Origin of the sequence: Pseudoalteromonas undina (genome assembly GCF_000238275.3) — a bacterium.
GTDB lineage: Bacteria > Pseudomonadota > Gammaproteobacteria > Enterobacterales > Alteromonadaceae > Pseudoalteromonas > Pseudoalteromonas undina.
This window is the reverse complement of the sequence record NZ_AHCF03000004.1, coordinates 352535-366338: the sequence shown is the minus strand read 5'-3', so window position 1 is coordinate 366338 and position 13804 is coordinate 352535. Positions and strand designations below refer to the sequence as shown.

General features: G+C 40.4%; 10 protein-coding genes. 3 read left to right on the top strand and 7 right to left on the bottom strand.

Annotated elements, in window-relative coordinates; translation table 11 throughout:
• Positions 1-72 precede the first annotated feature (72 nt).
• On the top strand, positions 73-1662 hold the full coding sequence (locus PUND_RS16600) for a tetratricopeptide repeat-containing sulfotransferase family protein (protein ID WP_010389240.1): 1590 nt from the start codon (positions 73-75) through the stop codon (positions 1660-1662).
• 385 nt (positions 1663-2047) lie between these two features.
• Here the strand turns inward: PUND_RS16600 and PUND_RS16595 are convergent, their stop codons facing one another.
• The 5 genes from PUND_RS16595 to PUND_RS16575 form a co-directional block, all read right to left on the bottom strand.
• Positions 2048-2413 carry an energy transducer TonB gene (locus PUND_RS16595; protein WP_010389243.1) on the bottom strand — a complete coding sequence of 122 codons (366 nt, stop codon included), beginning with the start codon at positions 2411-2413 and terminating at the stop codon, positions 2048-2050.
• Positions 2414-2537: 124 nt separating this feature from the next.
• Positions 2538-2996, bottom strand: a complete 459-nt coding sequence (locus PUND_RS18410) for a hypothetical protein (RefSeq protein WP_010389244.1) — start codon at positions 2994-2996, stop codon at positions 2538-2540.
• Positions 2997-3754: 758 nt separating this feature from the next.
• Positions 3755-4258, bottom strand: coding sequence for a hypothetical protein (locus PUND_RS16585; RefSeq protein WP_010389246.1), 504 nt, complete (start codon positions 4256-4258; stop codon positions 3755-3757).
• 553 nt (positions 4259-4811) lie between these two features.
• Positions 4812-5666, bottom strand: coding sequence for a PA4780 family RIO1-like protein kinase (locus PUND_RS16580; RefSeq protein ID WP_010389247.1), 855 nt, complete (start codon positions 5664-5666; stop codon positions 4812-4814).
• A 268-nt stretch (positions 5667-5934) separates the two neighbouring features.
• Entirely contained in the window at positions 5935-7920 is a 1986-nt protein-coding gene (locus PUND_RS16575) for a ligand-gated channel protein (protein ID WP_010389250.1), read from the bottom strand.
• 121 nt (positions 7921-8041) lie between these two features.
• On the opposite strand from PUND_RS16575, the gene PUND_RS16570 reads away from it, so the two are divergent.
• Positions 8042-8926 (top strand): LysR family transcriptional regulator, encoded by an 885-nt coding sequence (locus PUND_RS16570; protein ID WP_010389251.1) that lies wholly within the window; start codon positions 8042-8044, stop codon positions 8924-8926.
• 33 nt (positions 8927-8959) lie between these two features.
• Here PUND_RS16570 and PUND_RS16565 read toward each other — a convergent pair whose 3' ends face one another.
• Together PUND_RS16565 and PUND_RS16560 are read right to left on the bottom strand one after the other, a co-directional pair.
• A complete protein-coding gene (locus tag PUND_RS16565; protein WP_010389252.1) occupies positions 8960-9577 on the bottom strand; it encodes a LysE family translocator in 618 nt (205 codons plus the stop codon).
• Positions 9578-9795: 218 nt separating this feature from the next.
• A complete protein-coding gene (locus tag PUND_RS16560) occupies positions 9796-12246 on the bottom strand; it encodes a S9 family peptidase (protein ID WP_010389253.1) in 2451 nt (816 codons plus the stop codon).
• A 276-nt stretch (positions 12247-12522) separates the two neighbouring features.
• Here PUND_RS16560 and PUND_RS16555 point away from each other — a divergent pair, with 276 nt between their 5' ends.
• Positions 12523-13746 carry a glycosyltransferase gene (locus PUND_RS16555; RefSeq protein ID WP_010389254.1) on the top strand — a complete coding sequence of 408 codons (1224 nt, stop codon included), beginning with the start codon at positions 12523-12525 and terminating at the stop codon, positions 13744-13746.
• Positions 13747-13804 lie beyond the last annotated feature (58 nt).

The window sequence follows — 13804 nt, the reverse complement described above, 5'->3', positions numbered from 1 at the left end:
TAAGTACAATCAAGAGGCTCAAATTAATTTTGAGCCTTTTTATTTGTAAGTACATTATTTATAAGAGTATTCATGCAGCCAAACTTAAAGCAACTACACCAAAGCGCTATCAACAACTTAAACCAAGGCAATATTCAGCAAGCGCATAAAGCACTGGTTGAGCTGGTAACACAAAAACCAGACTTTGCTGATGGCTACTTTTTGCTCGCTATGGTTAATTTACAGGTTGGCCAAATTTACAAAGCGATAAAGCTAATTGAAAAAGCATTAAGCTTTACCCAGTCTATTGAATATACAGCGCAACTTGCCAAGTGTTACGCTCTTACGGGCGACTTACAAAAAGCAAAAAACACCGCCCTCAGCGTTAAGATTGAACATATTAGTAAAGCACTGGATGCCGATACATTAGGCGTCGCGCTCACCCAAGCGGGTTTACATCAGCATGCTGCTGACTACTTTACATGCGCGTTAAATTTAGCTGAGGCGAGTAACAGCAGCCAACCGCAGTTTTATTATAACTATGGAGTATGCGCTAAGTTTTTAGGCCAGTTTGATAAAGCACAGCACGCGTTTGAAAATGCCATTGCACTGAACCCGCTTCATCATCAAAGTCATTTTGCCTTAGCCGATTTAACTAAAGTCACCGAACATAATAACCACATCACGCGATTAAAAAATGTATTCGAACAGGTCAATCATCCCGACGCTAAACTGCATATAGGTCATGCGCTGGCAAAAGAATATCAAGACTTAGGAGAGTTTTCAGCAGCCTTTACCGCGTTACAACAAGGTAAAGCAGCAAAACTCGCTAATAAGGCGTTTGATAACCAAGCGTCTGAGGCTTTATTTGCACATATAAAACAGCTCAGTGATAAATACAAAAACCAACAAACAGCTGGCAACCAAAGCAGTGAGCCAATTTTTGTATTAGGCATGCCGCGCTCTGGCACCACATTAGTTGAACGCATTTTATCAAGCCACAGCGACGTACAATCGGCGGGCGAGCTGCAAGACTTTGGCCTAAGTGTAAAAAAACTTAGCCAAACGCACACGCCTCAAGTACTCGATATAGACACCTTAAGCCAAGCTTACCAGCTTGATTTTGCAAAACTTGGCAGTACTTACCTTGAAGCAACGCGCGTTGTAACCGGCAGTCATAAACACTTTATTGATAAACTACCGTTTAACTTTTTTTATATTGATTTAATTACCAAAGCCCTGCCAAACGCCAAAATAATTTGCCTACTTCGCGATCCCATGGACACCTGTATTGGTAACTATCGTCAGCTATTTACCATTAACAACCCATATTATGCTTACTCCTTAGACTTACTCGACACCGCTAAATTTTACAGCCGCTTTTATAAACTGATGCAGCACTTTAGCGCCCTGCACAGCAATATTAAACTAGTAAAATACGAAGAGCTCATCGCCGCACCAGAGCAAAAAATAAAAGAGTTAGTGAGCTATTGCGACTTAGACTGGCAACCGCAGTGCCTTGATTTTCATTTAAACACCGCACCGGTATCAACCGCTAGCAAAATGCAAGTGCGCCAACCGCTTAACAACAAAGCCATAGGCCGCTGGAAAAAGTTTAAACCCTATACCAATGAAGCGCAGACCCATTTAGTTAATGAAGGAGTTATAGGTTTAATGAAATAACAACAAATGTTACGTGGACGGGTAGTTGATTGTGATTAATTTTAGAGTTACCGGATGGATATAAGTTTTTAAGCTGAATGTATTTGGGGGTTTTTCTCTGTTAACTTACCCTCTTCCACTTAAGGAAAAACCCAACGCTACCATAAAAAACTAACAAAAAGTAATGCACCAATTACAACAGCAGCTATAAATAAATATTTACCAAGCTTAGCATTGTGTTTAAAAGATTCTTGATGTTTAGCCTTAAGCATAAGTAATTGTGTTTCGTTTAAATCGGAACAATGCGTACATTTATCCAAAAACTCAGAATAATACAGTTCACACCTATCACATCGCTTTTGTTTAGGTTGCTTAGATCTCCATGATATGCTCATATCTAGAGACATTATAACCTCCACTCAAGAGTACCAGCGTACTCAACCTTAACCAGCCTACCATTTAATAACGCAGGCTTAAATAGCCATAGTTTTAAAGCCCGTAAACCTTCCTTTTCAAATACACCTTTTGGGGCAGATTCAATTACTTCAACTCTTTCTAACGCTCCAACTTCATTCACTATTGCTTTGAATTTTAAGTAGCCCTCTACGCTATTTTTAGCTGCATCTTCAGGATATTTTGGTTCAATCTTCACAACCCATTTAGCAGGTGAATCTGTTTGCGCATTAATATACACAATACTTGAATTTGCCGTTTTATCAGTACTATTACAACCAACCAGTAAAAGAACTAAAAATATAGTTATGTACTTCAAAGGCTACTCCTAAAAATATACTCAGTAAAATAAACAACTAGTGGTTAAGTTTACTAAGGTGTGCAGCAACACGAAACAAGACCAACTATTATGCATTCAATAATTTATAGCCTTGTTATATGTACTATTGCATTAACAAATCAGATAAAAACTTTATACTATTTATTTCAACTTTACCGTCAGATGACTGCAAACCTAATTGAATATGAGCTAATCCTGTATCAAAGGTTACAGGTACCTGATAAACAGCATATGTCACACTTGAGCTACCAACTGGAGATAACGTTTTCCAATTTTGCAACTCTGCTTTACCGACTGATTGAAATACACCTAATTTAGCAACCTTTTTTACGTACAACTCCCATTGCTCTGAAGTTGCACTAGTGTAACCTTGTTCAGACATTAGCTCTTTAAAAGGAGTTACTTCCCACGTTGTTAACTTAGGGATTGCCTTTACAATAAAAGGCTCAAAGACGGCCTCTTTATCAACAGTATTTATGGATGCAACAACTCCAATACCAATGAAAAATATAACAACACTTAAAATTCCAAAACCTAGATATTTGAAGAATTTCTTCACCATAACTCCTTGTACATACAACCGCTTTATCAGTTAACACTTTCCACATTCCAGCGTGAAAATGCCATTATGTTATTAACATATATTAATAACAAATAGTGTAAGTTATTACCAGCTATAAATTTTATGCTTAATGTAGGTTATTTCGCTATGTAAAAATGGGAGGGTTTCTTTTTATTCTTACTAAGTTAAAAACGACTCACCTGAATGATCGTTCATCGCTCTTTGCCGAAGTATGCCTGTGTGCTATGAGAGGACATTGAGCACCATAGTCACTTGTTAGCATTAAAACTCTGATACTTATTCCGTGCGATAAAGAACCATACAGAAAAGCAGCCTGCGCATAAGTACCCGAAAAAAATCAAAAATGTAGCACTATTGATTTTTATACCTGTTGATACCGAGGCAACTAATAAGAGATTAGCTGTAAGCCCTGAGAATAGAATACCAACAAGTACATCATTAACGGGCTTTAAGTTTGACGCTGCTATAGAAACACCCAAAAAAGCAATTAAAAACCAATAATGGTTTTCATAAAATTCACCCTGAGATATCAGAATAAAGATCGCCACAACGGTATAAATTAAAAAATTAAGTAGCGATGTTATTTTCAATAGACTATCCAAGTTGACTCCTTAATGCTAACGCCTAAATAACAGGCTTAAAATTGTTGGCTAAAATAAGCGACGAAGGAGCAAAAGCCAACTGTTTTAAGTCCTTGTTTGTTTTCTTGTTAGGTCTACATAACTACATAGTGCGACTTATTTATTTTGTAAACCCGATACGAAGCTACTAAGAAAAATGCATAAACCATCAAGTATTTCAATATCAAATTTCGTGATATCAAATCCTTTTTCGTATGGATATCGTGATTGCATAAAAGCTCCTTCTAGGTTTGAAATATCATTATCAAAGTCGCGTGTTTCTTGCTCAAGGTTATAAGGAGTTTGTTTATGGCTAGTAGCATAAAGTTCTTTTATAACACGTCGATATTCTTCTGGAACTTTATTAAAAATACTCTTTAATTTGTGTCCTGATTGTTGGGGTTTTGCTGTTATAACACTAATCCCCTCTTCTGCACCTAGAGGTGTATACACATCTAGAGAAGACATACATTTCAAATAGAGTTCAATTGCAACTACTCCGGTATTTAGTAGAGGTAATAAGACCCCAGAACCAGGTGGTAACTTATTCAAAATTTTCCACGCTTCCATGTACTGATCAGCAGAGTCTTTTACTTGATGATTTGGGATTTCTGGTTTCATGTTAATTTAAACACCTGTCCTTGATAGTAGACCTAACATTTAAGTATTTATGCGACACGCTGTTTGTGTTGCATAATCGCTTGTTGGGCTGAGGCGCTACCCGCTCGGTGTGTCAGAGTTGGTGTTGTTTATGCTATGGGAATTTGCTTTTTAGAGGCTCTAGCTAAATCAGCTAATTTAATAAGTTTACCTATTATAATTTAAGCTTTCCCTGCATTGCTCAGCGTTTATTATCTATTCATTAAACCGAATGTTTAATCGTTAAGCAAGGATATTTTTCGCTCGCATAGTCGCTATTAGCCTGAGCAATTAAGCAGGTTAACTCATTGATTTGATGCAGCAAGCAAAGCTGCTAACTCGTTCGCGTTATTTATTTGTCGCCACAGTTAAATTATTCATCATACCTGTAAATGGCAAGATACCAATTAACAGTGAGGCTATGGATAAATCAAAGTTGATGTAATGCGTGACCGCTTTCGACTGTCCGCTTATCGCCCTTACTTGCCTTTTAGGTTTTGATCTAATAGTCAAAACTCAGCACGTAAATTAAGGATTATTGCTCATCAGCGTCGCGAATGCGTTCTTTACGTTCTTGCTCTTCATCAAAGGCGGCTTGAATTTCGTCAAGTACTGAGTCTACATCTGCAGCTTCGCTGTCGTCTTCAAATTCGCCACTGAGTTTTGAGTGCGGGGTTAAGTTAGCATCTGCAAACAATGCCCACATTTCTTTGGCGTATTGCGTGTGTAATAGCGCCGGTGCAAATTGGCCATAATAGCGGCGCATGTTATTTACATCACGGGCAAACATGGCTTCTGCGCTATTATTAGCAGAGGCGTTAACCGCTTGGGGTAAATCAATAATTACTGGGCCGTTGCTATCAACAAGCACGTTAAACTCCGATAAATCACCGTGAATAATCCCAGCGCACAGCATTAATTTGATGTAATGCATCATTAATGTATGTTGCTCAATGGCTTGTTGCTCGGTTAAATCAACCGCGCCAAGTTGTGGTGCAACATCGCCTTCATCATCGCTTACAAGTTCCATTAGCAATACACCGTCAATGCAGCCGTAAGTTTGCGGTACCCGAACACCTGCTGAAGATAAACGCGACAGCGCGTCAACCTCAGCATTTTGCCAAATTTCTTCTTCTAATTGGCGGCCATAGCTTGAACGTTTACCCATAGCACGGGCTTGGCGCCCGCCTCGCACTTTTCGCCCTTCTTGGTACTGTGCAGCTTTTTTAAAACTGCGCTTACTGGCATCTTTGTATACTTTAGCGCAGCGAATGTCATCGCCACAGGCGACGACAAATACATCGGCCTCTTTACCACTCATTAAACGGCTGATCACTTCATCAATAAAACCATCATCAACTAATGGCTGTAAGCGTTTAGGTATTTTCAAACGACACCTACTAAAAATACAGGGTTGGCTTTTTGTTTTGCTATGTGGTTCAAACGAGGCATACCTTTGGGGATTAAAGAAAATTATAAATTATTAGTAAACTTTAAAGTTACATTTAATGACTAAATACGCAGCTAGAATAAGCGACTACACAGAAAAAGCCAACCGCCTTTTGTGCTTTTTAAACATTATTGAACAAGAGCCTAGATAAAACCAAAAAACGAGTACGGTTTAGCGTACTCGTTTACTTTGTATTATTAAAAAGTGTTTAGAACTGCCACACTAAAGACGCCCAATAACGGCGACCATCTTCAACATAACCATACTCTTGCTCTGTGATCTCTTTATCAAGCAAGTTGTAAATTCCAGCACCGAGTTTAACGCTGTCACTTAGTTGATAATTAGCACCTAAATTGGCAATGGTATAATCAGGAGCAATTAAACTGCTTTGTGAAGGCCCTGTCGTTGGCTGGCTTTCTTCTCCACGATATTGCACACGTAACCATCCGCCTAACTTATCTGTTGGACGCCAATTTAAAGACGTTTGTAAACTATGTTTTGGTAGCTGATTAAGTGGGCTCCCCTTATATTCACCGGTTTTTTGCTCTGAGTCGGTGTAGGTATAACTGGCACTCACATCAATTTCAGTTGAAATATCGTAATCTACTGATAGCTCAACACCTTGGGTTATGGCTTCATCCACATTAATGTAGGTAGTTGGCATGGAGCCAAACTGATTTGGGCCATCTGTGCACTGCGTTAATGGGCATGCTATACGAGTTATTTTGTCATCAAATTCATTATAAAAAACGGTTGTCGATATACTTAAATCGCGTCCAGAGTCATAGTAAACACCCATTTCATAGTTCACTGATTGCTCAGGCTTTAAGTCAGGGTTACCATAAATATTACCGCCACGACTCACTTGCCCCCACTGCGCAGTAGATTGGCGAATATTTGGCGCACGGAAACCCGTTGATATGCCGCCTTTGATGGTGATCGCTTTAGATGCGCTATAAACACCGTATAAACGTGGACTCCAATGACCGGCAAAATTGCCATCATGATCGTAACGTAGGCCTGCGGTAAGCTTAAAGTCATTCGTTGCTGCCCACTCGTTTTCACCAAAAACTGACCATTGCTCGTTTTCTACATGGGTTAAGTCGCTAATTTTATTACTTGTATAATCATCCAATGACTCTTTTAAATAGGTCGCACCAAACGTAGAGTTATGATCACTAAATAGCGGTAAACTCCAAGTTGTTTGAATGTCGGTATTTTCGACAAACATTTCACGTGAGTTATTATCAAACTTATCGTATTTAATGTAACTACGCGACGATCCAAAGTCATAAAAACCATTGTGTGACATAGAGTATGTTTGTTGCTCATACTCAGTAGTTGCTGATTCAGGGCAGCCACGTCGACCACAACTTTCTCCTGGAGCAAGCTCGGCAACTGTTTTGCCGAGGGTTTCATCTAATGTTTGTTTTGCCGAGCCAAGTTCAAACATTAATTCGTGACTATCATTAGGTGTTAATATGAACTTAGCTTTTACATTACTTTGTTCTTTGCCTCGAAATCCTGCAGTAAAATCATCTTCATTTCGCTTTGAAAATTGACCGTATAATTGCACGCCCAATAGATCTGGAATAATGCCACCAGAAGTGAAAAAGCTGGCTTGGTTTATATCACCTGACTGGCTTTGCTCTTGAATGGTGCTGTCTAAACGCAGTTCTCCATACCACTGCTCTGGCGCTTTACGGGTAATAATATTGATCACACCACCAATAGCATCAGAGCCATACAACGACGACATAGGGCCACGTATTACTTCAATACGTTCAATCGCTGAAATTGGCGGCGTCCAAGCACCTTCTACGCCCGGGCCATCACTATTTGGTCGTGTTTCTCTTGAACTTTGGCGTTGCCCATCAATAAGAATAAGCGTGTATTGGCTTGCCATACCACGCAAGCTAATATCTTTTCTGTCACCTCCGCCAGTCACTATTACACCCGGAATATCAGCCATTGCGTCGGTTAAGTCACGATAAAAGCGTTTTTCTAGCTGCGCTCTGTCGATAACACTAATACTTGCAGGTGCCTCTTTGAGCATTTGTTCGTAACCAGAAGCAGTGACAACCATTACTTCCATATCTTGTTTTTTTTCATCAGCAAAAGCAGGGTTAGCAATTGCAAAAGTACTTAAAATAAATGCAGTTACCGGCCTTAACTTACAACTTACCGTGTTCATGATATTTCTCCGTGACATTTAGCATGTAAATGATAATAATTAGCGTTTGCGATAATAGTGAGAAGTTCCCTTTCTCACAACGTTATTTTTATTAAAGCTAATTTAAGTAAGGCTTAACGGTATGAGTGATAAGTTAACTAAAACCCTGAATATATTTGTTCGCACAGTACAAACGGGAAGTATGAGTAAAGCTGCCGCAGACCTTTTAATGACAACCTCTGCAATTAGCCAGCAAATAAAACAAATAGAGCTAGATGTAGGTTTGAGTTTATTTAATCGCAGCCCTCGAGAATTAACGCTTACCGAGGCGGGTGAACTGTATTATCAAAGTTGTTTACAAATGCTTGCCGTTGCAACAGCTACTTCAGAACAATTACAGCATTTACAAAATTGTCCGAGTGGGCAATTAAAACTAGCCGCCCCTGTTGGTTTTGGTGGTGGGTTATTAAGCGAGCCTGTAAAGCATTTAATTAGCCAATTTAGTGATATAGATGTGCACTTAACGCTTTCTGACGAGCCGATTGATATGATCAGAACAGGTATTGATTTGGTGTTGGCGATTGGTCCTCTCGAAGACTCAAACTTAATTGCACGCCAACTCGCTAGTTGGCCATTAATACTGTGTGTTCATAAAAATCATGCACTAGCACAGCAACCAAAAATCACACTGGATGACCTAAAAGCGCATAACCGCATTGCACATATAGCTGTTGATCCGGCGCTTACGCACCTTACCCGCGGTGAAAGCACAACACTACCAAAAGCACGTATTGCCATTAATAATATGCAAACTGTGATTCAATTTGTTCTCGATGAGTTAGGCTATGCTATTTTGCCAGAGCCTGAAGTACGCCATTTCTTAGCTACAGGAGAACTTTTAGAAATATGCACTGATTGGCAGCTTCCCCATTACGATGTATTTGCTCTAACGCTTGCACGCGACACGTTAGCAGCAAAAACAAAAGCTGCAATTAAAGCACTTAACGCATCATTTTCAGCTATTTAAATAAGCTAAGTTCAGGTTAAGGCTTGTTTATAGTTAACTAATTGCAAGCCAAACTCCTACTAGCACCATTAAACTCCCCGCAATACGATTCATCCACTTAATGTTATTGCCTTTGGTTAAAAATAACCGCAGGCTTTTACCACCTGTTGCATAAATCATCATACAGATAAACTCTGAGAGCAAAATAATGGCCACCAGCACCGCTAACTGGGGCGCAACACTGTATTGTACGTTAATAAAAGGAGGTAATAAGGAAATCATAAACGCCCATCCCTTTGGATTGGCAATGGCGGTTACAAACCCCTGTGAAAATAATGAATATCGGCTCACCGCTGTTGCGTTATGTGTATCAACCGACATTTTTCCTTTCGCACGCCACATATTAATGCCGATGTAGATTAAATAAGCGCCACCTAGCCATTTTAAAATATCAAATGCACTAGGGTAATTAAGCATAACACTGGCTACACCTAGCACCGCGGCTACCGCAACACTGGCGACACCTAATAGCTCACCAATCATCATCCATAAAGTTCGGCGCACGCCTATACTCATGCCTAAAGTCATGGCCAGTGTCATGCACATACCCGGAGTAATAGACACAAAAAAGAACGTAGGAACAAATACCGCAAGTGCAGCTACATCAATCATTTAAAGCTCGCAATAGGTTAATAAAATGGTGTTAATTATGAATGAAAGGGTAAAGGAAAAAAGCCAAAGGTGAAATAGCTTCCGATAAATTAGAAGTAACAGCGTCGAGACTCGGGCTAAGGGTAACGAGCTTAGCCCGAGACCCGTAGCTCGAAAGCCTTATTTTTTAAGTGCCGTGAGATTAAGAGTGGATCTTCTTGATCTCACGGCATAATACACTATTGAATCGGTTGTTCTTCCATATCAACTGGTTCAACGTTATCACTTAGCAAGTACTTATCAAGCCACTGCTCTTGCTCCCACAGTACATGTAATAAGCTTTTACGGGCACGGTAGCCGTGGGCTTCGTAAGGAAGCATCACTAAACGCGCTTCTTTACCCAAGCCTTTAAGTGCAGCATACATACGTTCACTTTGCATTGGGAAAGTTCCCGAATTCGGATCTTCTTGACCGTGGATCATTAACATAGGTTCGTTAATCTTCTCAGCATGGAAAAACGGCGACATGTTTGCGTACACACTTTGTGCTTGCCAAAAATCACGTTCTTCACCTTGAAAACCAAACGGCGTTAATGTGCGGTTATACGCACCACTTCGGGCAATACCAGCCTTAAATAAGTCGCTATGCGCTAATAAGTTAGCCACCATGAATGCACCGTAAGAGTGCCCTGCAATGGCGATATTATCTTTATCAGCAATACCCTTTTCAACCAGTACATCTACCGCTGCTTTGGCGCTAGAAACCAGCTGTTTTCTAAAGTGATCATTTGGCTCACTGCCATCAACACCTACAATCGGCATTTTAGGATCGTCAAATACCGCAATTCCTTTAGCTAAATAAGGCATTGGGCCCCAGTAACCTATGTAGGTAAATTCGTATTCTGATTCGCGTACTTGTGAAGCAACCGCTTTATCTTTATATTCAAGTGGATATGCCCACATCAGAACAGGTAAAGGCCCTTGTGTTTTGTCATACCCTGGCGGTAAATAAAGCGTACCTGAAAGCTCAACACCGTCATCGCGGGTATAACGTAATTGCTCTTTAGTCACCCCTTTAAATGCTGGATACGGATGCTCAAATTGGGTCAGTTGCGTTAAGCTATCTTTATCTAAATCACGAATAAAAAAGTTAGGCTGCTGCGTTTTAGATTCACGAATAGTGATAATACGCTTACCTTCATCGTCTAATAAAGCTCGCACTCGCTCGTAGTAAGGTGCAGCCGATTGCCATACTCGCTTAGTACTATTTGTTTTTACATCATATTGATCTAAAAATGGAATATTTCCTTGCTCAGATGCACCGTTTCCACGAAGGTAAATGTAACGTCCGCCTACGACTTTTATAACACGCGTGCCTAAGTCGTTTCGTTCATATATGGCACTACCAGGATCTTTATAGGCATCATTGTAGCTTCGCTCTGAAAATAACACGCGGTTACTATCAGCATTACGTGGTTGAATTACATAAGTGCGCACTTGTCGGTCACTAAAGCGCCAATCACTTAGCATGGCAATGTTGTCATTACCCCATTGTATGCCTGCAAAACGACGCTCTACTTTGGCAAATAATTTAGGGTCGCGTTTAAATGGTGCTCGTAAACTATAAAGGTAATCATGATGCTCAACCTCAGTTTTCATATCGCCGCCATCTTGCGCTTCGGCCCAAATAACCTCCGCACCCTGATCGGCTCGCCACTCAAAATCACGACGACCAGTGCGAACACTGTCATACCCTTGTGGAATGTTGTCGGCAAGGGGTTGCTTTGCCAACTCGACTAATGCATATCCACGCATTCCCCATATTTGCCATGTAGTTGCAAAACGGCTGTAAGGGACTTGATACGAAAATGGCTCGTCGATGGTCGCGACTAAAATATTGGTTGAATCAGGCGAAATTGAAAACGATTTAAATAAGCCAGCACGGCCAATTGGCTGTGCTTTACCATCAAGCGTGATATACGCTAATTGACCTTGACCATAAAATTTAAATTGTGCTTCATCAAATGGGCTGGTTAATAAGTTTTGATAAGTACGCGCCGGGGCTTTTTCACCGCTACTTTGTTGAATAACTGGTACTGTGCTTTGGGTATCATTGGTTAATCTGGGTTTGTCTAAGTTAACCGCTAAATTCGCCACAATCGCTGTGCTATCGGGTAACCACTGATAAGGTGTAGCGGTTAATACTGAATTTAGTGCAAACTCATTTAACTGCTTTGCTTGCTTGGTTTTAACGCTATAAACCCAAAGTCGTGCGTTATCCGGTTGTTCAACAATAAACGCTAAATACTCGCTATTTGCTGACCAGCGAGGAGAGCGAATGATCCCCTGCGGCAAATTATTTACGTTAACCACAGTACCACTTTCTACATGCTTAAGTTCTAAAGCACTGTATTTGGCACTTACCCGTGAGCGTGAAAAGTTAGCTGGGTTGAGCTTGATCCCCGCAAGCTTAAATTCTTCTTTTGCCAGCTCATCAAGCGACACAACACGCTTGCGTTCAAACAAAGCCAGCCACTGTCCATCACTTGATAAAGAACTAGTTGGTGCTAACTTAGCATCTACAAGTGTAGCAAGCGCTGGTGAAGGGGTTTGATATCCTTGCTCTGCATAACTTGCAGGCAATAAAACAATGCAGCCTACCAAGGCAATTAACAGCCTAAAAGCATTCATGTTTTCATCCTTTTTATTGTTAAATATTACCGGATATATAAACACGTTTTGCACCATTCATAAAGTGTTAAGCTAAGTAATGACTTAAGTAGCCTGAATACGCTAAAATACACGCCTATTTACTCAACGCTAAAATTGGTTGTTTATGTCTATTAATTTGCAGCATTTTAGTTTTTCGAAAAAAAAACTCTGCTTTTTAAATACCGTTACAGCTTTTAAAAATATACCACTGTGTTTGAGTCTGTTTTTCCATCAAATAATTAGAGAATCTAGCCAATGAAAAAAGTGCTGGTAATTGGCTATGTATGGCCAGAGCCCAATTCATCTGCTGCAGGTACGCACATGATGTCGTTACTAAATGCGTTTAGGGCGCAAAATTGGGATGTTGAGTTCGCCACGCCCGCACTGCCTACCGAACACATGGTTGACCTTGCCGACTTTGGTATAACCAGCCAAAGCATCGCTCTTAACTGCGATAGTTTTGATGACTATGTTAAAGCTTACAACCCCGATTTAGTGATGTTCGATCGTTTTATGATGGAAGAGCAGTTTGGCTGGCGCGTAGATAAGCATTGTCCTAATGCGCTTAAAATTTTAGACACCGAAGATTTACAATGCCTGCGTAATGCACGCCATGAGGCGCATAAAGGTGAGCGCGAATTCAACCACAGCGATTTACTATCAGACATAGCTAAACGTGAAATAGCCGCTATTTTACGCTGTGATCTCAGCTTAATTATCTCAAGCTATGAGATGGAACTACTCAATGAAGTGTTTAAAGTTGAGCCTAGCGTGTTGCATCACTTACCTTTTATGGTTGATTTAAGTGCCTTACCTGAGCAAACTAAATCGTATCAACAACGCCAACACTTTATGACCATTGGTAATTTTAGACATGCCCCAAACTGGGATGCGGTACTCTATTTACAAAAAATTTGGCCGCTTATCCGCAAACAACTACCGCAGGCAGAATTGCATATTTATGGGTCTTACCCACCGCCAAAAGCCACCGCGCTTAATAATCCTAAAACCGGCTTTTTAATTAAAGGTTGGGCCGATGATGCGTATGAGGTAATGCAAAGTGCGCGTATTTGCTTAGCTCCTTTGCGTTTTGGGGCAGGTATTAAAGGTAAACTTTTAGAAGCCATGATCATGCAAACCCCAAGCATCACCACGCCTATTGGTAGCGAAGGTATGCACAGCACGTTGCCGTGGCCAGGTGTGGTAACAGCAGATGTGCAAGCTTTTGCAGATGCCGCAGTTTCTTTATACAACAACGAGGCTAAATTTAGCGAAGCACAAGCCGCTGGCGGCCTTCTGCTTAATACTCTGTATGACAAAGTACAGTTAAGTGCTCAATTAATTGAAAAAATCGACTCAATAAGCAGTAATTTAGATGCTCACCGGATGAAAAATTTCACGGGTCAAATGCTCAAACACCATACCATGCGCAGCACACAATATATGTCGCAGTGGATAGCAGAAAAAAATAAAAAATAACATTAAAAATCACTAGACAGGCGGCGATTTGTGTTTAAAATCGCCGCAAATAAACTTG